The 25761-nt window shown below is 68.7% G+C and carries 24 protein-coding genes; 9 read left to right on the forward strand and 15 right to left on the reverse strand.

Features of this window, described 5'->3' with window-relative positions; genetic code table 11:
• Positions 1-55: 55 nt before the first annotated feature.
• The 3 genes from AC6EI8_RS05260 to AC6EI8_RS05270 form a co-directional block, all read right to left on the reverse strand.
• Positions 56-742: a hydrolase gene (locus AC6EI8_RS05260; RefSeq protein WP_149316953.1), complete on the reverse strand. Its 687-nt coding sequence runs from the start codon at positions 740-742 to the stop codon at positions 56-58.
• A gap of 196 nt (positions 743-938) precedes the next feature.
• On the reverse strand, positions 939-1907 hold the full coding sequence (locus AC6EI8_RS05265; RefSeq protein WP_149316954.1) for a LysR family transcriptional regulator: 969 nt from the start codon (positions 1905-1907) through the stop codon (positions 939-941).
• A 326-nt stretch (positions 1908-2233) separates the two neighbouring features.
• Positions 2234-3019 carry an IclR family transcriptional regulator domain-containing protein gene (locus AC6EI8_RS05270; RefSeq protein ID WP_149316955.1) on the reverse strand — a complete coding sequence of 262 codons (786 nt, stop codon included), beginning with the start codon at positions 3017-3019 and terminating at the stop codon, positions 2234-2236.
• Between the two features lie 237 nt (positions 3020-3256).
• Between AC6EI8_RS05270 and AC6EI8_RS05275 the strand changes: the two genes are divergently transcribed.
• On the forward strand, positions 3257-4975 hold the full coding sequence (locus AC6EI8_RS05275) for an acyl CoA:acetate/3-ketoacid CoA transferase (RefSeq protein WP_498381445.1): 1719 nt from the start codon (positions 3257-3259) through the stop codon (positions 4973-4975).
• Between the two features lie 308 nt (positions 4976-5283).
• Complete coding sequence (locus AC6EI8_RS05280) at positions 5284-6282, forward strand: Bug family tripartite tricarboxylate transporter substrate binding protein (protein ID WP_149316957.1); 999 nt, start codon at positions 5284-5286, stop codon at positions 6280-6282.
• A gap of 207 nt (positions 6283-6489) precedes the next feature.
• Here AC6EI8_RS05280 and dsdA read toward each other — a convergent pair whose 3' ends face one another.
• Positions 6490-7935 carry a D-serine ammonia-lyase gene (gene dsdA, locus AC6EI8_RS05285; protein ID WP_226107476.1) on the reverse strand — a complete coding sequence of 482 codons (1446 nt, stop codon included), beginning with the start codon at positions 7933-7935 and terminating at the stop codon, positions 6490-6492.
• A gap of 166 nt (positions 7936-8101) precedes the next feature.
• Here dsdA and AC6EI8_RS05290 point away from each other — a divergent pair, with 166 nt between their 5' ends.
• Positions 8102-9097 carry a LysR substrate-binding domain-containing protein gene (locus AC6EI8_RS05290; protein ID WP_223819878.1) on the forward strand — a complete coding sequence of 332 codons (996 nt, stop codon included), beginning with the start codon at positions 8102-8104 and terminating at the stop codon, positions 9095-9097.
• A gap of 298 nt (positions 9098-9395) precedes the next feature.
• Positions 9396-10895, forward strand: coding sequence for a DEAD/DEAH box helicase (locus tag AC6EI8_RS05295; protein ID WP_498381446.1), 1500 nt, complete (start codon positions 9396-9398; stop codon positions 10893-10895).
• A gap of 74 nt (positions 10896-10969) precedes the next feature.
• On the opposite strand, the gene gluQRS is transcribed toward AC6EI8_RS05295, so the two are convergent.
• Positions 10970-11890: a tRNA glutamyl-Q(34) synthetase GluQRS gene (gene gluQRS / locus AC6EI8_RS05300; protein ID WP_498381447.1), complete on the reverse strand. Its 921-nt coding sequence runs from the start codon at positions 11888-11890 to the stop codon at positions 10970-10972.
• Positions 11891-12016: 126 nt separating this feature from the next.
• The gene (locus tag AC6EI8_RS05305) at positions 12017-12940 is read right to left on the reverse strand and encodes a LysR family transcriptional regulator (RefSeq protein ID WP_149316961.1); all 924 of its coding nucleotides are present in this window, start codon (positions 12938-12940) and stop codon (positions 12017-12019) included.
• Between the two features lie 150 nt (positions 12941-13090).
• On the opposite strand from AC6EI8_RS05305, the gene AC6EI8_RS05310 reads away from it, so the two are divergent.
• Positions 13091-13789 carry a pirin family protein gene (locus tag AC6EI8_RS05310; protein ID WP_149316962.1) on the forward strand — a complete coding sequence of 233 codons (699 nt, stop codon included), beginning with the start codon at positions 13091-13093 and terminating at the stop codon, positions 13787-13789.
• Between the two features lie 240 nt (positions 13790-14029).
• Complete coding sequence (locus AC6EI8_RS05315; RefSeq protein WP_498381448.1) at positions 14030-15022, forward strand: CobD/CbiB family protein; 993 nt, start codon at positions 14030-14032, stop codon at positions 15020-15022.
• Positions 15023-15170: 148 nt separating this feature from the next.
• On the opposite strand, the gene AC6EI8_RS05320 is transcribed toward AC6EI8_RS05315, so the two are convergent.
• The 3 genes from AC6EI8_RS05320 to AC6EI8_RS05330 form a co-directional block, all read right to left on the reverse strand.
• Positions 15171-15476 carry a putative signal transducing protein gene (locus AC6EI8_RS05320; protein ID WP_498381449.1) on the reverse strand — a complete coding sequence of 102 codons (306 nt, stop codon included), beginning with the start codon at positions 15474-15476 and terminating at the stop codon, positions 15171-15173.
• A gap of 75 nt (positions 15477-15551) precedes the next feature.
• Positions 15552-16550: a ribosome small subunit-dependent GTPase A gene (gene rsgA / locus AC6EI8_RS05325; RefSeq protein ID WP_149316965.1), complete on the reverse strand. Its 999-nt coding sequence runs from the start codon at positions 16548-16550 to the stop codon at positions 15552-15554.
• Positions 16547-17794, reverse strand: a complete 1248-nt coding sequence (locus AC6EI8_RS05330; RefSeq protein ID WP_150084899.1) for a M48 family metallopeptidase — start codon at positions 17792-17794, stop codon at positions 16547-16549. Before AC6EI8_RS05330 ends, rsgA begins: the two co-directional genes overlap by 4 nt.
• Positions 17795-18014: 220 nt before the next feature.
• On the opposite strand from AC6EI8_RS05330, the gene orn reads away from it, so the two are divergent.
• Together orn and AC6EI8_RS05340 are read left to right on the forward strand one after the other, a co-directional pair.
• Positions 18015-18704, forward strand: coding sequence for an oligoribonuclease (orn, locus tag AC6EI8_RS05335; protein WP_498381450.1), 690 nt, complete (start codon positions 18015-18017; stop codon positions 18702-18704).
• Between the two features lie 167 nt (positions 18705-18871).
• Positions 18872-19753, forward strand: coding sequence for an AEC family transporter (locus AC6EI8_RS05340; protein WP_149316968.1), 882 nt, complete (start codon positions 18872-18874; stop codon positions 19751-19753).
• 134 nt (positions 19754-19887) lie between these two features.
• Here the strand turns inward: AC6EI8_RS05340 and mog are convergent, their stop codons facing one another.
• Positions 19888-20580 carry a molybdopterin adenylyltransferase gene (gene mog, locus AC6EI8_RS05345; protein ID WP_498381451.1) on the reverse strand — a complete coding sequence of 231 codons (693 nt, stop codon included), beginning with the start codon at positions 20578-20580 and terminating at the stop codon, positions 19888-19890.
• Entirely contained in the window at positions 20577-21191 is a 615-nt protein-coding gene (gene yjgA, locus AC6EI8_RS05350) for a ribosome biogenesis factor YjgA (protein ID WP_395897226.1), read from the reverse strand. Before yjgA ends, mog begins: the two co-directional genes overlap by 4 nt.
• Before the next feature lie 111 nt (positions 21192-21302).
• Here yjgA and pmbA point away from each other — a divergent pair, with 111 nt between their 5' ends.
• Complete coding sequence (gene pmbA, locus AC6EI8_RS05355; protein WP_226107489.1) at positions 21303-22673, forward strand: metalloprotease PmbA; 1371 nt, start codon at positions 21303-21305, stop codon at positions 22671-22673.
• 119 nt (positions 22674-22792) lie between these two features.
• Here the strand turns inward: pmbA and AC6EI8_RS05360 are convergent, their stop codons facing one another.
• The 4 genes from AC6EI8_RS05360 to AC6EI8_RS05375 all read right to left on the reverse strand — a co-directional run bounded on the left by AC6EI8_RS05360 (position 22793) and on the right by AC6EI8_RS05375 (position 25738).
• Complete coding sequence (locus AC6EI8_RS05360) at positions 22793-23284, reverse strand: dihydrofolate reductase (protein WP_149316971.1); 492 nt, start codon at positions 23282-23284, stop codon at positions 22793-22795.
• Positions 23281-24075 (reverse strand): thymidylate synthase, encoded by a 795-nt coding sequence (locus AC6EI8_RS05365; RefSeq protein WP_149316972.1) that lies wholly within the window; start codon positions 24073-24075, stop codon positions 23281-23283. Before AC6EI8_RS05365 ends, AC6EI8_RS05360 begins: the two co-directional genes overlap by 4 nt.
• A 169-nt stretch (positions 24076-24244) precedes the next feature.
• On the reverse strand, positions 24245-24943 hold the full coding sequence (locus tag AC6EI8_RS05370) for a TerC family protein (RefSeq protein ID WP_149316973.1): 699 nt from the start codon (positions 24941-24943) through the stop codon (positions 24245-24247).
• A gap of 588 nt (positions 24944-25531) precedes the next feature.
• On the reverse strand, positions 25532-25738 hold the full coding sequence (locus AC6EI8_RS05375) for a hypothetical protein (RefSeq protein WP_498381452.1): 207 nt from the start codon (positions 25736-25738) through the stop codon (positions 25532-25534).
• Between the last annotated feature and the right edge of the window lie 23 nt (positions 25739-25761).

The raw sequence follows: 25761 nt of genomic DNA on the forward strand, positions 1-25761 counted from the left end.
GCGCATCCATGGATCGCGTTCCGTGTCGCGTTCAGGCGGGCGTTCAGGCGGGCGTTCAGTTCGCCGCCACCGGAGCGATCGACTCGTGCGGCGTGGCGGTGCGCTGCGCGGCCTTGTGGACCATCGTGTAGGCGTAGTCGATGCCCATGCCGTAGGCGCCCGAATGTTCCTGCGCCAGGCCGATCACGGCGTCGTAGGTGTCGCGGCGCGCCCAGTCGCGTTGCCATTCCAGCGCGACCTGCTGCCAGGTCACCGGCACCACGCCGGCCTGGATCATGCGCTGCATCGCGTAGTCGTGCGCTTCCTTGGTGGTGCCGCCCGAGGCGTCGGCGACCATGTAGATCTCGTAGTCGCCCTCGAGCATCGCGCTCAGCGCGAAGGTGGTGTTGCAGACCTCGGTCCACAGGCCGGCCACGACCACCTTCCTGCGGCCGTTGGCCTTCAGCGCGTCGCGGACCTTCTGGTCGTCCCACGAATTCATCGAGGTGCGTTCGAGCGTCTTCTGGTTCGGGAACACATCGAGCAGCTCGGGATAGGTGTAGCCCGAAAACGATTCGCTCTCGACCGTGGTGATGATGGTCGGAATCTCGAAGATCTTGGCGGCCTTGGCCAGGCCCACCACATTGTTCTTCATCAACTGGCGGTCCATCGACTGCACGCCGAAGGCCATCTGCGGCTGGTGGTCGATGATGATCAGCTGGCTGTTTTGCGGGGTCAGGACTTCGAGCTTCGGGTTCGACATGATGGTTCCTTTGGTGAAATTGATTGAATTCGTCGCAGCGCGCGCCTTGTTGCAGTTTGTTGGCGCTGTGGTGCCGCGCCGTGGTGCCGATGTGTTGCTGCGATGGGTGAACTATACGGACCAAAGGATTCGACGAGCCAGGCTCTTTGCGAAATAGTTATTCAATAATTTTGAATTTACGAGGAACGGTCATTTTTCAGCTCGCCGCCGCGTCGGCGTCGCCGTCGGCATCGTCGGCCGTCTCCACCCGCAGCGTCGCCCCCGGCCATTTCCCCTCGCGCACCAGCGTGCGCGCGACATCGGTCAGCACCACGCGCGCGGCCAGCGCGGCGGGCGACAGCTCATCGTCGTTCAGGCTGACCAGCAGGTTTGGCCGGCTCGCGCGCTCGTCGAGCAGCGGCACGCTGGCGAGCTGGTCGCTGTGGGTGCGGGCCAGCGCCGCGCCGGGCTGGATCGTCGCGCCCAGGCCCCCTTGCACCGCGTCCATCAGCACCGCGAGTCCATCGACCTCGGCGACGATGCGCGGCTGCGCCTTGGCATCGTGGAAGCAGCTCGTCACCAGCGCGCGCAGGCCGTGCGTGCCGCTTGGCAGCACCAGCGGCAGCCCCGCCAGCGATGCCATGGCGACGCCTTCGCCGTCGGGCATGCCGGCGAGCGATCTCACGCCGATCACGAACAGGCGCTCGTCGAGCAGCGGCTGCACGGTCCAGCGTTGCGCCGGCTCGTCATTGAACAGCATCGCCAGATCGATCTGGCGTGCGTTCAGCATCGAGGCGAGATAGCCCGACAGGCTTTCGACCATGCGCAGCCGCACGTCGGGGTAGCGCTCGGCCATCGCGCGCATGAAGGGCAGGCCCAGCACGCTTGCCGTGGTCGGCGCCAGGCCGACGCTGACATGGCCGGACAGCCGCGCATGCCTGGCCGCCTCGGCGGCATCGTCGATATGCCGCAGCGCCAGCTGAGCCTGCCGCCAGAACGCGAGGCCGGCATCGGTGGGCACCACGCCGCTGGAGGTCCGCTGCAGCAGCCGCGTCGACAGCTCGCTCTCGAGGCGGCTGATCTGCTGGCTCAGGGCCGAGGTGACGACGCCCAGTTCGAGCGCCGCCTTGCCCATGCTCCCGTGCTGCACCACGGTGACGAAGTAGCGCAGTTGTCTGAGTTCCATGGCGCGGTCCCTTGCCTGTTCTTGTCGTCTTCGAAGGCTGCATGGTAGCGAAGATGGCTTTGCGCTCCTCGGCTGTGTCGCGCGCCCGGTGTCTGGCCGGTGTGCGTTTTGTCGGCCGCGCACACGCCGAATGCCGCCTCTCGTGAGCGGCAACGCCATCGCGCCCTACGTTCGGGTGATGTGCTTCGGACAATCCTTGAGCAAGATAGCGCCCGTGGGTGCGAATGCAATTCGACCCCGCTACCACTGATGCCCCGCAGCTCCCCGGCTTGCGGGGCTTTTTTTGTTTGCGCCCTGGGCCTGCCCGAACGGGGCGGGGTTTGGGCTCAGCGGGCGCGCAGTACCGCCTCGATCGCCGCGGCGACCTCGCGCAGCGGCGACAGATAGCGCTCGACCAGCGTGGCGGCACTGCGGCTGCCGAGCACCATGCTGAAGCCCAGGCCGGCGACCACCTTGCCGGTCTGGTCGCGCAGCGGCACCGAGATGCCGGCGAAGCCGTCGACCAGCTCGCTGACCAGCACGCAATGGCCGTCCTCGCGCACCTGCGCCAGCGTGGCGCGCAGCGCCTCGCGCGAATCGATGGTGAACGGCGTCAGCTTGCGCAGCTCGGCGTGCGCCAGGTAGCGCTCCAGCGCCGCGTCATCGAGGCCCGCCAGCAGCACGCGTCCCAGCGAATGCGCGTAGGCCGGCATGCGCCGCCCGATCGCCATGTCCACGCGCAGGATCTGGCGCGGCTCTTCCCGCGCGACCAGCACGACGGCGTCGTCGTCCAGCATGCCGATCGAACAGGTCTCGCCGCAGCGGCTCGCCAGCGCGCGCAGATGCGGCTGCGCCAGCCGCGGCAGGCTCATCGAGGCGAAATAGGCGTAGCCGAGCTCCATCACCCGAGGGGTCAACGAGAACTGCCGGCCGTTCTGCGCCAGATAACCGTTGTGGTGAAGCGTCAACAGCAGCCGGCGCGCCGCTGCCCGCGTGACATCGAGGCGGTCGGCCACGTCCTGCATCGACAGGCTCTCGACGCCGCTGGCGAACAGCCGCAGCAGCGCCAGCCCCTTGTTCAGGGAGTCGAGCAACTCATCCTTTTTCTGCGTCGGGGCCTCGGCTTCGGGCATGGAGAGCGTCCTGGATCGAGCGTTGAAGTGACGTGAAATATACGTCGAAATGGAATTGCGGCGATTCTAGTGCCGACTTCGGGCTTGCGCGAATCGGCCAGTCGTCCGTATGATACGGCGATCCGCGAACAAATGTTCGCAAAACGCGAACCGCAATATTCCGCCGACAAGCGCGCTCCGATGCCGGGCGCCGACGGCGACAGCGGCGCCCCGCGCGCCGCAGCATCAGGAGACAGCATGAAGGTGATCACCGCAGACCAGGCGGCGGCCCTGGTACAGGACCGATGGACGGTGGCAAGCGCCGGCTTCGTCGGGGCCGGCCATGCCGAGGCGGTGACCGAGGCGCTGGAGCGGCGCTTCCTGCAGAGAGGCCTGCCGCGCGACCTGACGCTGGTCTACTCGGCCGGGCAGGGCGATCGCGGCGCACGCGGCGTCAATCATTTCGGCAATGCCGGCATGACCGCGTCGATCGTCGGCGGCCACTGGCGCTCCGCGACGCGGCTGGCGGATCTGGCAATGGCCGAGCAGTGCGAGGGCTACAACCTGCCGCAGGGCGTGCTGACGCACCTGTACCGCGCGATCGCCGGCGGCAAGCCCGGCGTGATGACAAAAATCGGCCTGCACACCTTCGTCGATCCGCGCAGCGAGCGCGATCCGCGCTACCACGGCGGCGCCGTCAACCGGCGCGCCCGCGAGGCGATCGCCGAGGGCCGCGCCAACTGGGTCGAGGCGGTGTCCTTCCGCGGCGACGACTACCTGTTCTATCCAAGCTTCCCGATCCATTGCGCGCTGATCCGCTGCACCGCGGCCGATCCGCGCGGCAACCTGAGCACGCATCGCGAAGCCTTCCACCACGAGCTGCTGGCGATGGCGCAGGCCGCGCACAACTCCGGCGGCATCGTGATCGCGCAGGTCGAGCAGCTGGTCGACCATCACGACAATCTGCAGGCCATCCATGTGCCGGGCATCCTGGTCGACTACGTGGTGGTCAGCGAGGATCCGGCCCATCATCAGATGACCTTCGCCGAGCGCTTCAATCCGGCCTACGTGACGCCGTGGCGCGGCGAGGCGGCGGCGCAGCAGGCGGCGACTGCCGAGGCCGGTGCGGTTGCCAAAGCCGGCGTCGCGCCCGATGCCGATGTTGTGCCCGATGCCGATGTTGTGCCCGACATCGATCCCGCGCCCCCAACACTCGACGCCCGCACCATCGCGCAGCGCCGTGCGGTGCTGGAGCTGGCCAGGCGCCGGCCGCGCGTGGTCAATCTAGGCGTCGGCATGCCGGCGGCGGTCGGCATGCTGGCCGAGCAGGCGGGGCTGGACGGCTTCACGCTGACGGTCGAGGCCGGCCCGATCGGCGGCACGCCGGCCGACGGCCTGAGCTTCGGCGCGTCGGCCTATCCCGAGGCGGTGATCGACCAGCCCGCGCAATTCGATTTCTACGAGGGCGGCGGCATCGACCTGGCCATCCTTGGTCTCGCCGAGCTCGACGGCCACGGCAACGTCAACGTCAGCAAGTTCGGCGAGGGCACGCAGGCGCTGATCGCCGGCGTCGGCGGCTTCATCAACATCACGCAGAGCGCCAAGGCGGTGGTCTTCATGGGCACGCTGACGGCGGGCGGGCTCGAGGTCCGCGCCGAAGGCGGCCAGCTGCAGATCGCGCGCGAGGGACGCGTGAAGAAGATCGTTCCCGAGGTCTCGCACCTGAGCTTCAACGGGCCGTACGTGGCCTCGCTGGGCGTGCCGGTGCTGTACATCACCGAGCGAGCGGTGTTCGAGATGCGAGCCGATGCGAATGGCGAAGCGCGCCTGACGCTGATCGAGATCGCGCCCGGCGTGGACCTGCAGCGCGATGTGCTGGCGCAGTGCGCGACGCCGATCGCGGTCGCGCCGGATCTGCGCACGATGGATGCCTGCCTGTTCCGGCCGGGGCCGTTCTCGATCGCCACGGCGGGCTGACGCGGGCCGGCGCGGCCGACGCGGGCCGAGGCGAGCCGACACCCGCCGACGCCCGATGCTCGCCGGCAGCCCGAAGATTTCGCGGGGCGGAGCACCGCCCGCCCTTCCTCCACAACAACGACAAGGCCGGACCACCGGCCACGCAGTACGCCAAGGAGACCAACCACGCCTTGTTTCGACTGGAAATGACGGGATCGATTTGCGCTCCACGGGCCATGGACTGCCCCGCGAGTCGCCGAGAGTTGCCTGTTTCGCCGGCGCGCCCGACGCGGACCGCGCCGATTTCGGATGACGTTTCTCTTGTTGCCATGCAGAACACAAGCCGCCGTACCTTCGCGCGCCGCCTCGGCGCCGCCATGCTGACCCTTTCCCTGCCGCTGTGCGCCACCCAGGCGTTCGCCGACAGCTATCCCTCCAAGCCGATCCGGCTGGTGGTGCCGTTCCCGCCGGGCGGCCCGACCGATACCGCCGCGCGCATCATCGGGCAGAAGCTCAGCGATTCGCTGAAGCAGCCCGTGGTGGTCGACAACCGCCCCGGCGCCTCCGGCACCATCGGCGCCGAGACCGTGGCCAAGAGCGCACCGGACGGCTACACGCTGCTGGTGCTGGCCACGCCCACGCTGATCGCGCCGCACCTGATCAACCGCAAGGGCTACGACCTGTTCAAGGACTTCGCGCCCATCGGCGCCGCCTACGATCTGCCGATCGTGATGGTGGTCAATCCGAACGCGCTGCCCGACGTGACCACGCTGCAGCAGTACATCGCCAAGGCCAAGGCCAAGCCGGGCGAGATGAACTACACCAGCGCCGGCAACGGCAGCTTCGGCCATCTGTCGACCGAGCTGCTGCAGAACCTGGGCAGCTTCGACGTGCAGCACGTGCCGTACAAGGGCAGCGCGCCGGCGATCTCGGATCTGCTCGCCGGCCAGGTGCCGATGATGTTCTCCGACATGATCGCCGCGCTGCCGCACATCAAGGCCGGCAAGCTGCGTCCGATCGCGGTGGGCTCGGCCAAGCGCGTCAGCTTCACGCCCGAGGTCAAGACCGTGGCCGAGCAGGGCTTCCCGGGCTTCGAGGCGACCGCCTGGGGCGGCCTGCTGGCGCCGGCCGGCACGCCGAAGGACATCATCGCGAAGCTGTCGGCCGAGCTGAAGGCCGCGCTGGCCGATCCGACCGTCCAGCAGAAGATGCTGGGCGCGGGCACGGTGGCGGCCTATATGCCGCCGGAACAGTTGGCCGCACGCATGCGCGCCGACGACAAGAAGTGGGGCAAGGTCATCCAGGACAACGGCATCAAGGGCGACTGATACGCCCGCGCCCGTCATGGGCGCACCGTGGCTTGCCTTCTTAGCGGGGTAGGGTGAGGGCTGGCGATCGTATGGTCGCCGGCCCTTGCTCTTTGTGGCGGGCGTCGGTGGCTGCCGTAGATGTCGGCGCTCGACGACTGCGCTGGATGACTGCGGTCGGTGGCTCCGCTCGATGGCCGCCGTCGAACGCGGCCCGCTCGGGTGCGCCTACTGCCGTGCCGGCGAAGTCGCCAGCGCCTCGCCGCGCGCGAGAAAGCGCCGGTATTCCTCGGGGGGAACGAACAGCCCGCCGGTGGTCCAGACCAGATGCGTGGCGGTGGGCATCGCCTCCGTCAAGCCATGGCGGGCCAGATAGGCCTGCCCGGCCTCGGTGCCCGTCAGCATCGCGGGGCCGCTGAAGCCGGCGGCCGCCGACGGTTCGATCTCGATGCCGGCATCCCGCTTGGCCAGATACAGGTCGCGGAACAGCTGTTCGTCCGCCACGGTATAGACCCCCGACAGCAGTTCGCGCATCGCCGCCGCGGCCAGCTCGGAGGCGCGCGGCACAGCCAGGCCGTCGGCCTCGGTGCGATTGCTGAGCCCGTAGTCGTAGACCGAAGGATTGCCGCCGGCGCCGTTGACCTCGGCGCCGATCATCTGCACCAGGAAGCAGGGCGACTGCGTCGGCTCGGCGAAGAAGCAATGCGCGTGCGGCCCGTACAGCTGCTTCAGGCCGAAGGCGATGCCGGCCGGCGCGCCGCCGACCCCGCAAGGCAGATAGACGAACAACGGACGCTTCGCGTCGGGCGCGATGCCGTGCTCGCGCAACTGCGCGTCGAGCCGCAACACCGCGGCGCTGTAGCCGAGCAGCAGCGACAGCGAGCGCTCGTCGTCGACGAAATGGCAGAAGGGGTCCTGCTGCGCCTGGGCACGGCCGGCGGCCACCGCCTGCTGGTAGTCGCCCGCGTGCTCGATCACCTCGACGCCGCGCGAGCGCAGCCGGTCCTTCTTCCACGCCTTGGCGTCGGCCGACATGTGCACCACCGCGCGAAAGCCCAGCGCGGACGCCATCACGCCGATGCTCAGGCCCAGATTGCCGGTCGAGCCCACCGCGACCTGGTAGCGAGAGAAGACCGCGCGCGCCGTCGGTTCGGCCAGCCGGCGATAGTCGTCGGGGCTCGCATCCTTGGTGACCAGTCCGTGTTGCAGCGCCAGTCCTTCGGCGAATTCCAGCACCTCGTGGATGCCGCCGCGGGCCTTGATCGAACCGGCCACCGGCAGGCTGTGATCGGCCTTGATCCACAGCGCGCCGCTGCCGGAAGGCAAGCCAATGGCGGGCGCCAGCGCGGCGGCCGGCAGCACCGGCGATTCGATGGCGCCGGCGCTGTCCGCCAGCTCCGGAAACAGCCGCTGCAGCAGCGGGGCGAAACGCGGGAAGCGGGCGTGGGCTGCATGGACATCAGCTAGACTAATGTCCTTCTCGCCCGTGCGGACTGCCGCCGGGGTTTGCGGCGCCAGCAGCGGGTTGGTCCACAGGCAGGGCCGGGCCGCGCCGAGCGCCGCCAGCAGCGCGGCATCGGCCGCGGGAGCCGCCGCGCTTGCCGCCGGGGCGGAACCGGTGTTTTCGGGCGGGGAAAACGTCGAGTTGGGGCTGGAGTTGTTCACTTCGGTCATCGGTGCGGGAGCGCGGCTGCTGTGCGGTTGTAAAACAGTTGGCGTCGTTCTTCGGGTGTCAGGCAGGCCGACCTTGCGCGGGCGCTTTTCCCGCATTGTTCGCGCAACCACCGATTCCGGCAAACCATTCCTGCTGCGCCATGCATTAGCTGCACTAATGACAACGATGACCACGACGCTCTCCGCCTCCCTCCTTGCCTGGCTGCGCTGCTTCGAGGCGGCGGCGCGCCACCACAGCTTCACCCGTGCCGCCGGCGAGCTGTGCGTGACCCAGGGCGCGGTCAGTCAGCAGGTCAAGCACCTGGAGCAATGGCTCGGACGCCCGCTGTTCGTGCGCACGCCGCGCGCGCTGGTGCCGACGCCCGAGGGCGAGCGGCTGCGCGTGGTGCTGCGCGATTCCTTCCAAGCGATCGAAGGCGCGCTGGGCCAGTTGCGCCGCCGCGGCGAGATGGGGCCGGTGTCACTGTCCTGTTCCCCCTCGTTCGCGATGCGCTGGCTGACGCCGCGGCTGGGCAGCTTCTTCCGCGACCATGCCGATATCGGCCTGCGCGTGCAGGGCGAATTCCAGGCGCTGGACCGCGGCCGGATGCTGCGCGAGGGCATCGACGCGGCGGTGCGCTTCGATCCGGGTGCCTACCGCGACGTGCACGCGCGGCGCTTCCTCGACGAATGGCTGCTGCCGGTGGCCAGCCCCGCCTTCGTCGCCGCGCATCCGGAGCTGCGTTCGCCGGCCGACCTGCGCGGCGAGCTGCTGCTGCACGACGCCAGCCCCTGGGACGGCGCCGGAGAGTTCGACGAATGGGGCGCGTGGCTGGCGCAGGCCGGCGTCACGGTGCCGGACCTGGCGCAGGGCCAGCGCTTCAACCTGTCGCAGCTGGCGATCGGCGCGGCGCTGGCGGGGCAGGGCGTCGCGATGGGGCGGACCGCGCTGGTGCTGGAAGACCTGCAGGCCGGCCGGCTGGTCGACCTGTTCGGCCTGCATCTGCCCAGCCAGGCCGCCTACTACTTCGTCTCGGCTCACGGCCAGAGCCCGGAGGTGGCTGCCATCGAAAGCTGGCTGGAGGCCGAGGGGGCGCGCTTTCGCGCGGCACGGACGCTGTGGCTGACGCGGGCCGCCGCGCCGGGCAAGAGGCGCCGGCCACCGCCGCGGCGCCCCCGATAGCTTGCCGAGGCCAGGGAGCGCCCGTACCACACTCCCGAGCGCCGCACTACCCCGCACCTGCCCGCTGTTGTAGAATCTAAGTCTTTGATTCTGTAGCGCTATTGATCGGCTTGCCAGATGTTGCCGATCTCGACGCGGCAGGGGCCTCGAAATCGGCGCCGGAATGCGGTGCCGACCCCACAGCCCCACTCCGCCCTTGCCGCCCAGGCCAAGTGCTGCGCGGCTTCCGCCAGTTCCATTGCGTTCGATCGATGCGTGTCCGCTGGCGCCGGGTTCGCCTTCGCCAGACACCCATACCATGACCACCACCACGAACACGAACACCACTGCTGTACCGACTTCCACCGACGACATCACCTTCGACAGCTTCGGGCTCGACCCGCGCGTGCTGCGGGCGCTGACCGAGCAGGGCTATACCAAGCCGACGCCGATCCAGGCGCAGGCGATCCCGGTGGTGCTGCTGGGCAAGGACGTGATGGGCGCGGCGCAGACCGGCACCGGCAAGACCGCGGGCTTCGCGCTGCCGATCATCCAGCGCCTGCTGCCGCTGGCCAACGCCAGCGCCTCGCCGGCGCGGCACCCGGTGCGCGCGCTGATGCTGACGCCGACGCGCGAACTGGCCGACCAGGTCTACGACAACGTGGCCCGCTATGCGCGCCACACCGACCTGCGCAGCACCGTGGTGTTCGGCGGCGTCGACATGAATCCGCAGACCGACGCGCTGCGGCGCGGCGTCGAGATCCTGGTCGCGACCCCGGGCCGCCTGCTCGACCACGTGCAGCAGAAGTCGGTCAACCTGTCGCAGGTGCAGATGCTGGTGCTGGACGAAGCCGACCGCATGCTCGACATGGGCTTCCTGCCAGACCTGCAGCGCATCATCAACCTGCTGCCGGCCAAGCGCCAGACGCTGCTGTTCTCCGCGACCTTCTCGCCCGAGATCAAGAAGCTGGCGGCCAGCTATCTGCACCAGCCGGTGACGATCGAAGTGGCGCGCAGCAATTCGGCCAACGAGAACGTGCGCCAGACCGTGTACCAGGTGCAGGACGGCCAGAAGCAGGAGGCCGTGGTGCATCTGCTGAAGCAGCGCGCCGAACAGGGCCTGTCGCGCCAGTGCATCGTCTTCGTCAACAGCAAGATCGGCTGCTCGCGCCTGGCGCGCCATCTGGAGCGCGAGGGCATCAATGCCGCCGCGATCCACGGCGACAAGACCCAGACCGAGCGGATGCAGACGCTGGAAGGCTTCAAGCAGGGCAACATCGACGCGCTCGTTGCGACCGACGTCGCCGCGCGCGGCCTCGACATCGCCGACATGCCCTGCGTGATCAACTTCGATCTGCCGTTCAACGCCGAGGACTATGTGCACCGGATCGGCCGTACCGGCCGTGCGGGTGCCACCGGCGACGCGCTGTCGATCTTCGTGCCGGGCGACGAGCGCCTGCTGGCCGATATCGAAAAGATGCTGAAGCGGCAGATTCCGCGGGCGCAGCTCGAGGGCTTCGATCCGGCGGCTGCGCGCTTCCGTGCCGCCGATGACGACCGCCGCCGCGGCCGCTCGAGCGAACCGCGCCGCCCGCGCGCCGACAGCGAGGACCGTCCGCGCAAGACCGATCACGGCAATGCACGCAACGCCTTCCGGCCGGCCGACGATCCCTTCTTCTCGCGGCCCTACGAGCCGAGCCCGAGCGCATCGTCCGCGCCTGCGGAGCCGACGCTCGATCCGCGCCAGGTCGGCCTGGCACGCGCCCGGCCGAAGCGCCCCGTCGCCGCGCTGCTCGGCGGCGTGCCGAGCAAGTCCTGATTCCTGCTCGCCTTCCGGGCGCTTCCCGGCGAAGCGTTTCGTCACGACGCGCCCCCTGACGACGGCGCGGTTCCCTAACTGGCCGCCGGTGTCACCCACCTCGCGGCCCACTGCGCCGTCGCCTCGGCCAGCCAGCCCTCCACATCGGTGCGGCCGCTGCGCAAGTCCAGATGCGCGCCGGCCGCGCGCAGCGCGTCCAGCGGCGCCAGCGCGTCGATCGCTTCGGCGCCGCTCTGCTTGCTCAGTTTCTCCCCGATCTCGTTGACCACCACCGGCACATGCAGATAGGCCGGCGTCGGCAATCCCAGCAGCCGCTGCAGATGAATCTGCCGCGGCGTCGAGTCCAGCAGGTCGGCGCCGCGCACGATATGCGTGATGCCCTGCAGCCCGTCGTCGACCACCACCGCCAGTTGATACGCCCATAGGCCGTCGGCCCGGCGCAGCACGAAGTCGCCGAGCTCGGTGGCCAGGTCCTGGCATTGCCGGCCCTGCCAGCGATCGTCGAAGCACAGCAGCGCCGCCTCGCCGTCCGGCACGCGCACGCGCCAGGCGCGCGGCAGCTTGCCGTGCAGGCCGTTGCGGCAGGTGCCGGGATAGGCCAGGGTCTGATGGCGCTCGCGCACGTGCCGCAGCGAGTCGGCGATCTCCTTGCGCGAGCAGCCGCAGGGATAGACCAGCCCCGCCGCCTCGAGCCGGTGCAGCGCGTCGGCGTACAGCGCCTCCCGCCGGCTCTGCCAGACCGGCTCCTCGTCCGGATGCAGGCCCAGGCGGTCGAGCGTCTGCAGGATCTGGCGGTCGGCGTCGCGCACGCAGCGGGGATAGTCGATGTCCTCGATGCGCACCAGCCACTGGCCGCGATGGGCGCGCGCGTCGAGCCAGCTTGCCAGCGCGGTGACCAACGAGCCCAGATGCAGCGGCCCGGTGGGGGAGGGGGCGAAGCGGCCGCGGTAGGGTGGATCTGACGGCCGGCCATCTCGCGGCCGGCTATCCGGCAACTGACGGTCGGACGGCGGAAGATCGGACGGCTGAAGATCGGACGACCGACGGCCGGCGGGCCGGGGTTCTGACGGCCGACGATCCGATGGCTGATCGGTCTGCCCCGGTACTGCTGTCATGTCCGGCTACTCCGGCGCGCCCGGTTGTTGCGACAGCAGCGCCTGCGCCAGCCGGGGATTCTGCAGCTTGTCGGTCCACCATTGCAGCGCCTTGCCGCGATGGCTGGTGCGCCAGGCGATGGTGAAGGTGCCGGGCGCGCGCACCTCGACGGTCTCGCGCACCTGCAGCACGCCGCTCTCGATATGCGGCTGCGCCATCGGCGCCGGCAGCCAGCCGCAGCCCAGGCCGCGGATCTGCGCATCGAGCTTGTCGCGCATGGTCGGCACCACCAGCATGTCCTGCCCGGCCAGCACGCCATGCGTGCGCGCCGGCAGATTGCGCGAGGTGTCGCCGACCGCGACGATGCGGTGGCGGGCGATCTGCGTGCTGGTCAGCGGGCCGGGCTCGGTGGCGAGCGGATGGTGAGCGGCGACCGCGAACACGAACGGCATCGCGCCGAGCGAGCGGATCTGGAAGCCCTGCGTGCTGGGCGCGTCGTAGGCGCCGCCGATCACCAGGTCGGCGCGGTTGCTGACCAGCGCGTCCCAGGAGCCGCCCAGGACCTCCTTGGCGAAGCGCAGCCGCGTGGCGCTGTTCTCCGCGTAGAAGTCCTGGATCACCGGCAGCAGCGCGCGGAAATTGATCAGGTCGTCGACCACGATATTGAGACTGGCCTCCCAGCCGGTGGCCAGGCGCTTGACCCGGCGCGCCAGGTCGTCGGCCGCGTGCAGCAGGTGGCGGCCCTCGTCGAGCAGCGCGCGGCCGGCCGGGGTCAGCTCGGCACGGTGGCGGCGCCGGTCGAACAGCAGCACGTCGAGGTCTTCCTCCAGCCGGCGCACCACATAGGTGAGCGCCGACGGCACCTTGCCCATTTCATGCGCGGCGGCCGCGAAGCTGCCCTTGCGTTCGATCGCGTCGAGAACTTCCAGGGATTCGAGAGAGAGTGGCATATTCAGAAATTCTGAATGAGTGCTTGCAAATGGCCCGCCGCCAATATAGCGCAGGCGTCCTAAACTTCCTAGCATCGTTGCAGAACAGACGGTCCATATGCAAGTCCGGGAGGATGAAGCCGAGGACCACTAGCCAGGAAGGACATCAAAATGATTGAAATTCGCAAGTCCGCAGAACGTGGTTATGCCGACCATGGTTGGCTCCAGTCGTATCACAGCTTCTCCTTCGCCGATTACTTCGATCCGCGCCATGTGCAGTTCGGGCCGCTGCGGGTCATCAACGAAGACCGCGTCGCGCCCGGCATGGGCTTCGGCACGCACGGCCACCGGGACATGGAGATCATCAGCTATGTGCTGTCCGGCGAGCTGGCGCACAAGGACAGCATCGGCAACGGCAGCGTGATCCGCCCCGGCGACGTGCAACGGATGAGCGCCGGCACCGGCGTGCGGCACTCCGAGTACAACCACGCGGCGCACGACACCACGCATTTCCTGCAGATCTGGATCGTGCCGGACCGCAACGGCATCGAGCCGGGCTACGAGGAGAAGCATTTCGACGCTGCCGACAAGCGCGGCCGGCTGCGCCTGGTCGGCAGCCGCGACGGGGCCGACGGCTCGGTGCGGATCCATCAGGACGTGCGTCTCTACGCCGGCCTGTTCGATGGCGACGAGGCCGCCACGCTGGCGCTGGCCCGGGGACGGCGCGCCTATGTGCATGTCGCCCGCGGCGCCATCACGGTCAACGGCCAGGCGCTGGAGGCCGGCGATGCCGCGAAGCTCGAAGGCGTCGATGCGGTCAGCCTGGCGCAAGGCGATGGCGCCGAGGTGCTGGTGTTCGACCTGCCGTGACATGCAAGGCGTCGTCCCCGCGAAAGCGGGGACCCGCTGACTCATCCCTGTGCCGTCAGGCCGCCGCGCGCCCGCATGCGCGGGGGCGGCGGGATGACGGCAGGCAGATGTAACGCAAAGTCCCGCCCGGCAGGGCAGGCGGAAGCGCTGTGCTATCTTCTCGCTATAGATAAGCGCCCGGACCGGCACATGGTCCGGGACGCCCCGGCAGCTCGCCTCGCCGCCTATTTTCGACCCGAGATGACCTTCGTTTCCGTCCTTCTTGCGCTGATCGCCGAGCAGTTCCGCGCCCTGGGCCGCAACAATCCCATTCACGAAATGGTGCGCGCGCTCGCCGAACGGGCCGAGCGCGCCTTCGACACCGGCCGGCCGCGCGACGCGGCGCTGGCGTGGATGACGGCGGCGCTGCCGCTGACCCTGGCGGCGCTCGTAGTCCATCACTTGCTGGCCACCATCAGCGTGGCGCTGACGCTCGCCTGGAACGTCCTGCTGCTGTACCTGACGCTGGGCTTCCGCCAGTTCAGCCACTACTTCACCGATATCCACGACGCGCTCAATCGCGACGATCCGGCCACCGCCCGCGCGCTGCTGCACGAGTGGACCGGGCTCGATACCGTCGACATGCCGATCAGCGAGATCGTGCGCCACACGCTCGAGGCGGCCATCGTCGCCGTGCACCGGCATGTGTTCGGGGTGTTCTTCTGGTTCCTGCTGCCGATCGGCCCCGCCGGCGTGGTGCTGTACCGCGTCGCCGAATACCTGTCGCGGCAGTGGAACCTGCCGTCGTCCGAGCGCAGCCCGGCCTTCGGCCGCTTCGCGGCGCGCGCCTTCCATCTGATGGACTGGATCCCGTCGCGGCTGACGGCGATCGGCTTTGCGATCGTCGGCAACTTCGAGGACGCCGTCTACGCCTGGCGCAACCATGCGCGCAAGTGGCGCGACGAGACCAACGGCATCCTGCTGGCCAGCGGGGGCGGCGCGCTCGGCGTGCGGCTCGGCACGCCGCTGCCCGAGGACGACACCAGCGTGGTGCTGGCCAGCCCCGGCACCGGCGCCGCGTTCGACTATGCGCCCGGCATGGAGGACGACGGCGTGCCCGAGCCGGCCGCGCCCGAACTTGGCGCCGATCCCGGCGTGCGGGCGCTGCAGTCGGCGGTCGGGCTGGTCTGGCGCGCGGTGGTGCTGTGGATGCTGCTGCTGGCGATGCTGTCGCTGGCGAGCTGGGTCGGCTGAGGGTCGGCAGCCAGAGCAGTCGGCCCATGCCCGGGCCGCGGTTCAGTGTCCCGGTTCATGGCTGCGGATACAGTGCCCCGGCTCGGCGCTTTGGCTCAGTGCCCCGGCTCAGTGCTGCGGTTCAGGGCTGAGGCTCACGGCCGCCGATTCACGGCTGCGGACTGCCGCACTGCCAGCAGGCGCCGAACTGCGCCTCGTGCCATTCGCCGCAGCGCGTGCAGCGCCAGCGCGGCCCCGGCGCCGGATTGGCGGCGGCATCGAGCACCGCCCACGCTTCCTCCTCGCGCGCATCGTCGAGCAGCCACACCTGCGGCGCGCTCTCCTGAAACGGAATATCGCCGGTCGCCCCGGCCAGCCAGGTATTGCGCAGTTGCGCGCGAATGCCCGCCGCCAGCAGCAGATTGCGGCAGTGGGCTGCATGCACCAGCGAGGGCGTCGACAGCAGCAGTTTCATCGGCGTCACCGGCAGTGGGGATGCGGGACACCTTAGCACGGGGTTGGGGAGAGGGGAGAGACCCCTACGGCTTGCCTACCACGGCTTCTGCTGCCGCGACTCGTGCAGCAGCTGCAGATACAGCTGATGCCGCCGCGGCGCGATGCCGCCGGCGTCCACCGAGGCCAGCACGCCACACCCCGGTTCGTTGATGTGGTGGCAGTTGTAGAAGCGGCATTCGGTCAGCCGCGGGCGGAATTCGGGGAAGGCGCGCTCGAGCATCCCTTCGGACAGATGGTGCAGGCCAAACTCCTGGAAGCCGGGCGAATCGATCAGGCTGCCGCCCTGGCCCCAGTCGTCGGGCAGGTGGTAGAGCCGCGTGAACGTCGTGGTGTGCTTGCCCGAATCGAGCTTGGCCGAGATCTCGCGGGTTTGCGCCTCCACGCCGGGAATCAGCAGATTCAGCAGCGACGACTTGCCCATGCCGGACTGGCCGATCAGGATGGTCGCGCGCCCGGCGGTCAGGGGGCGCAGCTGCGCCAGCGCGTCCTCGGGGTTGCCGTGCACCGACAGCTCCACGGTGCGATAGCCGAGCTGGCGGTACAGCGTCAGCCGGCGACGCGCCTCCTCCAGCCGTTCGGTCAGGTCCGTCTTGTTCAGCAGGATCAGCGGCGCGATCTCCAGCGCCTCGGCGGAAACCAGCGCGCGGCCCAGCAGGTCCTCGGAGAAGCTGGGCTCGGTCGCCAGCACGATCGCCACCTGGTCGATATTGGCGGCCAGCAGCTTGGACTTGAACTGGTCGGAGCGATGCAGCAGATTGCGGCGCGGCTCGACCTCGACGATCACGCACTGGTCCGTCGCGGCACGCTCGACGCGCACGCGATCGCCGACCGCGCATTCGCTCTTCTTGCCGCGCGGAAACGCATGCATGCGCGTGCGCTCGCCATCGTCGAGCTCGATCACATAATGGCGGCCGTGCGCGGCGACGATCAGCGCGGTGTCTCGTTTCGACTCGCGCGTCGATGCGCCTGGCGATGCGCCAGGCACGCCGCGGCCGGCGGCGGCGCCGCCTCGTTGTCGGGCGGGGCGGTTCATGCGTGCGCCAGCAGCCGGTCGATGCGCTGCGCCGCGGGCGGGTGCGAGTAGTAGAACGCGCTGTAGAGCGGATCGGGCGTCAACGTCGAGGCATTGTCCTTGTACAGCTTGACCAGCGCCGATACCAGATGGCCGGCGTCGGCGTGCTCGGCGGCGAACGCATCGGCCTCGAACTCGTGCCGGCGCGAGGTCAGGCTCGACAGCGGTCCGAGCAGGAAGGTGAATACCGGCAGCGTCAGGAAGAACAGCACCAGCGCCAGCGCATGGCTGTCCGACATCAGGTTCGGCAGCACACCCAGGCCCGTGTAGAACCACGCCTGCGTCGACAGCCAGCCCAGCAGCGCGAGGAAGGCCAGGCTCAGCGCGAACGTCACGACGATGCGCTTGACGATATGGCGCCGCTTGAAGTGGCCGAGCTCGTGCGCGAGCACGGCCTCGATCTCGTCGGCGTTCAGCCGCGACAGCAGCGTGTCGAAGAAGACGATGCGCTTGGCCGCGCCGAAGCCGGTGAAATAGGCGTTGCCGTGCGCGCTGCGGCGCGAGCCGTCCATCACGAACAGGCCCTTGCTGGCAAAGCCGCAGCGGCGCATCAGCGCCTCGATGCGCTGCTTCAGCGTCTCGTCGGTCAGCGGCTCGAACTTGTTGAACAGCGGCGCGATCCAGGTCGGGAAGATCACCAGCAGCACGAGGTTGAAGGCCATCCACACCACCCAGGTCCACAGCCACCACCACGGTCCGGTCCGGTCCATCAGCCACAGCACCGCGAGCAGCAGCGGCAGGCCCAGCACCGCGGCCACCACCAGCATCTTGATGGTGTCGAGCAGCCACAGCCGCCACGTCATCCGGTTGAAGCCGAAGCGCTGCTCGATGCCGAACTGCGCGTACAGCGTGAAGGGCAGCTCCGCCAGCCCGCCGATCAGCGCGACGCTGGCGATCAGCGCGACGCCATAGGCATAGCCGGGACCGAAGGTGCCGTACCAGAACTGGTTCAGCCAGTGCAGGCCGCCGAGCAGCGTGAAGCCGATCAGCACGGCGGCGCCGGCCAGCACCTCGAGCATCGACAGCCGCGTGCGGGCGATCGTGTAGTCGGCGGCCTTGCGGTGCGCGGCCAGCGAGATGGTGTCGGCGAAGCGGGGCGGCACGGTGTCGCGATGCAGGCCGACATGGCGAACCTGGCGCGCGGCCAGCCAGAGTTTGGTGAGCACCATCACCACCAGGGCGACGAGAAAAAGCAGCGTGAACATCGGGTCCTTGCCTTGTGGGGCGGTCTAGTGCCATCGATATGCGAGAATTATATGTCTTCGCGCCGGGCCGCCGTCCGTGCTGTCCATTCGTGCAGCCCATTCGTGCCGCCGTCCGGTCGCGATCGTCCGTACCGGATGTTCCGAAGATTCCGATCATTCCGATCATCCGATGAGTCCGGTTCTTTCGATCCCTCCCGCTTCCCGATCCTCACGCAGTCCGATGACAAGCTCCAGCACCGCCGCCTCCGTACCCGCTCCCGCCTCCGTCCCGGCCCCGGCTTCCGCCACGCCCGCCGTCAAGTCGGTCAAGAGCGAAAACAATCTGGTCTGGCTCGATATGGAGATGACCGGGCTGTCGCCCGAGAACGACCGCATCATCGAGGTCGCGGTGGTGGTCACCGACTCCGAGCTGCATATCCTCGCCGAGGGCCCGGTGCTGGTGATCCATCAGGACGACGCCGTGCTCGACGCGATGGACAACTGGAACAAGGGCACCCATGGCCGCTCGGGCCTGATCGACAAGGTCAAGGCCTCGACGCTGACCGAGGCCCAGGCCGAGGCCGAGCTGCTCGCCTTCCTCAAGCGCTGGGTGCCGGCCGGCAAGTCGCCGATGTGCGGCAACTCGATCTGCCAGGACCGCCGCTTCATGGCGCGCTACATGCCCAAGCTCGAGGCCTTCTTCCACTATCGCAACCTCGACGTGTCGACGCTGAAGGAGCTGTGCAAGCGCTGGGAGCCGGCGATCCACAAGGGCTTCATCAAGCGGCAGCTGCATACCGCGCTGGCCGACATCCTCGAGTCGATCGAGGAGCTGCGCTACTACCGCACGCATTTCATTCGCAGCAGCCAGCAGGCGGAGCAGGGCGCGGCGGACGCGGGCGGCACGGCCGCCTCCGCCGGCGGCGCCTGATCCATCCCGGTCCGTCGTCCGCTTGGATGCGGGGCCCCGGCGACCTGCCGCGAGCCGCTGGTCCCCGCCTGCGCGGGGACGACGGATGATGCCGCCGCCGGTTTCGTCCCGCTCGCCATTGCCCTCACTCGTCCACCGGCACTCGTTCCACCTACATCCATCCCGCCATGCTTGAGCGCATCGTCTCGATCATCACGCCCGTCATCCTGATCATCCTGGTCGGCTGGCTGTACGGGCGCAAGGCCCATCCCGACATGGCGGGCATCAATCGCGCCACGCTGGACGTGATCGCGCCGCTGCTGGTGGTGTCGGCCTTCGTCAGCAAGGAGTTCGTGCTGGCCGACCAGCTCGCGCTGCTGGCCTGCGCGGTCGGCGTGGTGCTCGGCTCGGGCCTGCTCGCGCTGGGCGCGGCGCGGCTGATGGGCGCGGACCCGCGCACCTTCGTGCCGCCGATGATGTTCAACAACTCGGGGAACATGGGGCTGCCGCTGTCGGTGTTCGCCTTCGGGCCGGCCGGACTGGCTCCCGCGGTGGCGCTGTTCGCGGCGTCCAACCTGATGCACTTCACGCTGGGGCTGAAGATCGTCAACCGCCATGCCTCGCTGGCGCAGATCTCGCGCAACCCGATGGTGCTGGCGACGATCGCCGGCGTGGCCTTGTCGTTGATGCGGCCGTGGTTTGCGCTGCCCGATCCGGTCTACCAGTCGATCAAGCTGCTGGGCGACGCCACCGTGCCGCTGATGCTGTTCGCGCTCGGCGTGCGGATGAAGGACGTCAATCTGCGCAACTGGGGCATGGGGCTCGCCGGCGCGGTGATCTGCCCGCTGACCGGCATTGTGTGCGCGCTGGCGCTGGCGGCGGTGGTGCCGCTGACTGAATTGCAGCGCGGGCTGCTGTTCGTCTTTGCCGCGCTGCCGCCGGCGGTGCTGAACTTCCTGGTGGCCGATCATTTCCGGCAGGAGCCGGACCAGGTGGCCTCGATCGTGCTGCTGGGCAATATCGCGGCGGTGGTGTTCGTGCCGGTGGGGTTGTATCTGGGACTGCGGTAGAGGGCGTTGGCCTGCAGGCCCTCTCCGCCAACCCCGCTGTCGCAAGCGGGGAAGGAAGGAGCGGGTAGCAAGCGCCCTTGGTGTTCTCCCTCCGACGCGCGACAGAGGCGCGGGGAGAGGGGCCCGGCGCTCGCTTACCTGGACGGACGGATCGCGTGCTTGGGCCGCCAGGCCTTGACCACGGCCTCGTCGGTCTCGATGTAGGGCCCGCCGATCAGGTCGATGCAGTAGGGCACCGCGGCGAAGATGCCTTGCACCAGCGGCTTGCCGTCGTCGCCGCGCAGCCCTTCGAGGGTCTCGCGAATCGCGCGCGGCTGGCCCGGCAGATTGATGATCAGCGCCGCATGGCTCGGCGTCTCGCGGATCACGGCCACCTGGCGCGACAGGATCGCGGTCGGCACGAAATGCAGGCTGACCTGGCGCATCTGTTCGCCGAAGCCCGGCATCTCCTTGGTGGCGACCGCCAGCGTGGCTTCGGGCGTCACGTCGCGGCGCGCCGGGCCGGTGCCGCCGGTGGTCAGCACCAGGTCGCAGCCGGCCACGTCGACCAGCTCGATCAGCGTGCGCGAGATCTGCGCCTGCTCGTCGGGAATCAGCCGCTCGACGCCCTGCCACGGCGAGGTCAGCGTGCGGCCGAACCAGTCGCGCAGCGCGGGGATGCCTTCGTCCTGATAGGTGCCCGCGGAGGCGCGGTCCGAGATCGACACGAAGCCGACCAGCAGCTCGTCGGGATGGCTGCGGGCGATCGGTTGGCTGATCGGCTGGCTGTTCGCCTGACTGCTCGATTGGCCGCTCGCTTGGCTGAGGGTTTGGGTGGGGTCGCTCATGCTGGCTCCTGGTCCTGTCCGGGTGAGGGCTCGGCCGCTGCCGCGCCGGGCTGCTCGCGTGCCTCCAGCGCGCTCTTGATGGCCTGGAACAGCTCGCGGAAGTGCCGCGGCGGCTTGGACAGCTGCTGCTCCTTGCGCGCGTTGCGGATCAGGCTGCGCAGCGCCTGCACGTCGACGGCCGGATGCTCGGCGAGGAAGCGCGTCAACGCCTCGTCGTCCTTGAGCAGCAGCTCGCGCCAACGCTCGATCAGATGCAGCCGTGCGGTCTCGGCCTTGCTGGTGCCCTTGAAGCCGTCCAGCGCGCGCCGGATCGCGTCGATCTCGTCGTCGTTCAGGCCGCGCATCACCTTGCCGACATACTGCATCTGGCGGCGCTTGCCTTCGTGGCTGGTGATGCGGCGGGCCTCGCGGATGGCGTCCTCGAGCACCTCGGGCATCGGCACGCGCGCCAGCCGGTCCTTGGGCAGCGCCTCGAGCTCGCTGCCCAGGTCCTGCAGCGCATGCATGTCGCGCTTGCGCTGCGATTTGCTCTTGGGCGAGTCGTCGTCGGGCTCGGGGGCGAAGGCGCCGGGAAAGCCGGCGCCGGGAGAGTGGCGGGGATGTCGCGTCATGGGCGGCATTTTATCTTGCTATGATTCCCGTTTGGGTTTCGTTTGCCTCCCCGGCTTCCGGCCCGACGCCGGAATCGCCCCTCCCACGCCCGACCTACGCCAGACTTACGCATGTCCGATCTCATGACCGACCAGAACGTCCACTTCACCTACACCCAGGCGCAACTGAGCGAAATGGCAGCCGATGTGCTGCGCGTCGCCCGCGAACTGGGCGCCACCGATGCCGCCACCGAGATTTCCGAGGGCAGCGGCCTGTCGGTCTCGGTGCGCAAGGGCGAGGTCGAGACGATCGAGCAGAACCGCGACAAGGTGGTCGGCGTGACCGTGATGATCGGCAAGCGGCGCGGCAATGCCAGCACCTCGGACTTCTCCCCGGCCGCGCTGCGCGCCACCGCCGAGGCGGCCTACAACATCGCGCGCTTCACCGCCGAGGACGACTGCGCGGGGCTGGCCGAAGAGGAACTGCTCGAACGCGATCCGCTCGACCTGGACCTGTTCCACCCCTGGGCCATCGATGCCGAGCAGGCCATCGAGATCGCGCGCCGCGCCGAGGCCGCGGCCTTCGCGGTGTCGCCGCGCATCCGCAACAGCGATGGTGCCAGCGTGTCGGCGCAGCATTCGCAGTTCGTGCTGGCCACCACGCGCGGCTTCGTCGGCGGCTATCCGTATTCGCGCCATTTCGTCTCGTGCGCGCCGATCGCCGGCAGCGGCAGCGGCATGCAGCGCGACGACTGGTATTCGTCCAAGCGCGCGCCCGAAGCGCTGGCCGAGCCCGAAGCGATCGGCCGCTACGCCGCCGAACGCGCGCTGGCGCGGCTGCATGCGCGCAAGCTGTCGACGCGCCGCTGCCCGGTGCTGTTCGAGGCCCCGCTGGCGGCGGGTCTGCTGGGCGCCTTCGTGCAGGCGGTATCGGGCGGCGCGCTCTATCGCAAGTCGACCTTCCTGTACGACACGCTCGGCAAGGCCGTATTCGCCCCGCATATCGACATCCACGAGCGTCCCCACGTGCCGGGCGCGATGGGCAGCGCGCCGTTCGACGAGGAGGGCGTCAAGACCCGCGCCCGCGACGTGGTGCGCGACGGCGTGGTGGAAGGCTATTTCCTGTCGACCTATTCGGCGCGCAAGCTCGGCATGCAGACCACCGGCAATGCCGGCGGTTCGCACAACCTGGCGCTGACCAGCAAGCTGACGCAGCCGGGTGACGATTTCCCGGCGATGCTGCGCAAGCTGGGCACCGGCCTGCTGGTGACGGAGCTGATGGGGCAGGGCGTCAACTACGTGACGGGCGACTATTCGCGCGGCGCGTCGGGCTACTGGGTCGAGAACGGCGTGATTCAGTATCCGGTCGAGGAAATCACGATCGCCGGCAACATGGCGGAGATGTTCCGCCAGATCGTCGCGATCGGCGCCGACACGCTGGTGCGCGGCACCAAGGAGACCGGCTCGATCCTGATCGAGCAGATGACGATTGCGGGGAATTGAGCGGAAAGCTCGCTCGCTCAAGCGAAGCCGGCGGTGTTCTCCCCTCTCCCGCATGCGGGAGAGGGAGTACCGTTATCGCCAGTGCGCTCGCTTCAGCGCTGGCCGATTCTGGCTGCTGCTTACTCCGGCGCCCGTTCGTACGTCACGAACGCATAGTCGAAGCCGTTCGACTCCGAATGATGCCGCTCGCGCTCGGTGGCAATCCACCGCCGCGGATCGATCTCGGGGAAGTGGGCATCGCCCTCGATATCGGCGTCGATCTCGGTGACGATCAGCCGGTCGGCGCTGGGCAGCGCCTCGGCATAGAGCTGCGCGCCGCCGATCAGGAAGACCTGCTCGACGCCGACGCACAGGCGCAGCGCATCCTCGAGCGAGGACGCGGTTTCCGCGCCTTCCAGCCGCAGTCCCGCATTGCGGCTCACCACGATATTGCGGCGGCCCGGCAGCGGCCGGCCGATCGATTCCCAGGTCTTGCGGCCCATGATCACCGGCGCGCCCATCGTGGTGCGCTTGAAGTGCGCGAGGTCCTCGGGCAGCCGCCACGGCAGCGTGTTGTCGCGGCCGATCACGCCGTTGCGCGCGCGCGCGACGATCAACGTCAGCAGCGTCATACCGCGACCGGGGCCTTGATGGCCGGATGCGATTCGTAGCCGACCAGCGCGAAGTCCTCGTAGCGGTAGTCGAAGATCGAATCGGGCTTGCGCAGGATCTGCAGCTTCGGCAGCGCCATCGGCTCGCGCGCCAGCTGCGTGCGCACCTGTTCCTCGTGATTGCTGTAGATGTGGCAGTCGCCGCCGGTCCAGATGAAATCGCCGACTTCGAGGCCGGTCTGCTGCGCGATCATGTGCGTCAGCAGCGCATAGCTGGCGATATTGAACGGCACGCCGAGGAAGATGTCGGCGCTGCGCTGGTACAGCTGGCACGACAGGCGGCCGTCGGCCACGTAGAACTGGAAGAACGCGTGGCAGGGCGGCAGCTTCATGCGCGGGATGTCGCCGACGTTCCAGGCCGACACGATCAGCCGGCGCGAATCCGGATTGCCGCGGATCTGTTCGATCAGCTGGGCGATCTGGTCGATGTGCTCGCCGTTGGGCGCGGGCCACGAACGCCATTGGTAGCCGTAGATCGGGCCGAGCTCGCCGTTCTCGTCGGCCCATTCGTCCCAGATCGTGACGCCGTTTTCCTGCAGCCAGCGAACATTGGTCGAGCCCTGCAGAAACCACAGCAGCTCATAGATGATCGACTTCAGATGCAGCTTCTTGGTGGTGACCACCGGGAAGCCTTCGCGCAGGTCGAAGCGCATCTGATAGCCGAACACCGAGCGCGTGCCGGTGCCGGTGCGGTCCGCCTTGACGGTGCCATGCTCGTACACATGGCGCATGAAGTCGAGATACTGTTTCATCGGCGTCGGAAAGGAAAAAGGGCCGCAGCGCGGCGGCATGCGGGCCAGGCCGTCATTCTAGCCGATGCGCCTCGAACGGGCGCCGGCATGAAAAAAGGGGCGGCCCCTGTGGAGCCGCCCCTTGATCCGATCTCGTCATTCCCGCGCGGGCGGGAAGCGAGCGTGCTGCTTACTGGCTTTCGACCGCCGGTGCGCGGCGCTTCTGCACCAGATAGCCGGCGCCAAGCACGCCGCCGATGATCACGGCATACAGCAGCCATGCCAGCGCCGGGTTGGCGGCGAAGAACGGCTTGACCAGCGGTTCGCCCAGGATCATCTTGGCCGCGGTGAAGGCCAGCACGCCGGCGCCCAGGTAGATGATGACCGGATAGCGCGACATCAGCTTGAGCACCAGGCGCGAGCCCCAGACCACGATCGGGATGCTGATCAGCAGGCCCAGCACCACCAGCAGGAAGCTGCCGTGCGCGGCGCCGGCCACGGCCAGCACGTTGTCGACGCCCATCACGGCGTCGGCGATGATGATGGTCTTCATCGCGCCGGCCAGCGTGGTCGCCGGGGCGCCGTGCTCGTCCTCGCCGTTTTCGTCCGACAGCAGCTTGTAGGCGATCCACACCAGCGCGAGGCCACCGACCAGCATCAGGCCAGGGATCTTCAGCAGCCAGACCACGCCGATGGTCATGGCCGAACGCACGACCACGGCGCCGATGGTGCCCCAGACGATGGCCTTCTTTTGCAGATGCGGCGGCAGATTACGCGCCGCCAGCGCGATCACGATGGCATTGTCGCCAGCGAGCACCAGGTCGATGACGACGATCGACAGCAGTGCCGTCAGAAACTGCATCGTGAACAGATCGGTAAGCCACTCCATGAACTCTCCTATTGGAAACGTGAAATACAGGTTCGCCTGGAGTCATGCAGCCGCGGACGGGAGCCTCTGCAAACCATGAATCCAGGTTGCAAAGGTCTTGCTCGACCGACCGGCGATTCGCCGGTACGGTCAGCACAACCGGAGGCCGCAATGGGGACGCGGCGCTCGTAATGACGATTGTGCTAAGGGCGGGCTGCCCTGGAGCTACTCCCCTTTGAAGGGGCTTGGCCGTGGTCGGCCTTGCTTGGGCACGGATTATAAACGAGGTCCATGGCGATTGTCGCCTTTGCGGCAAATGGCGTTTACCCTCGCGGCGGGCCATGGCGCGTGGCCCCGGGGCGATCGTGCGGGGTCCACGGCGGGGCCACGGCGGCGGTGCGGCGAGGGCCGCCACGCGGCGTGTCGGAGGCAGCCCGGCAGGCAGAGGGGCCCGATAGCGCCTATCCTTACCGGATCGGCAGTGGCCGATGCGCCGCCGGACAGCGATGGCGGCGCGTCCTTCTGCCCGCACCGGCCGCTTGCCGCGGCGGTGTGCCGGGGGTTCGGGGTTGTGCAGTGCCCAGTGACATCCAGCCACATCCAGCCACATCAACCGACCAGAAGGAAGAACTCCATGCCGGCTGATTCCATCGGTATGCCATCGCGCCGTCTCCGCCAGGACAATGGATCCGGATCGCGCGCCGCTTCTTCATCGTCCTCGTCTTCTTCGCCCCCTTCTTCGTCCTCTTCTTCTTCTTCTTCTTCGTCTTCCCCAACCACCAACGGGGCCGCCGCCGCGGCTTCGTCCCTCGCCAAAGCCCGCTCGCGCTTCGGCGATC

It is taken from the genome of Cupriavidus sp. R6-3 (assembly GCF_059772245.1).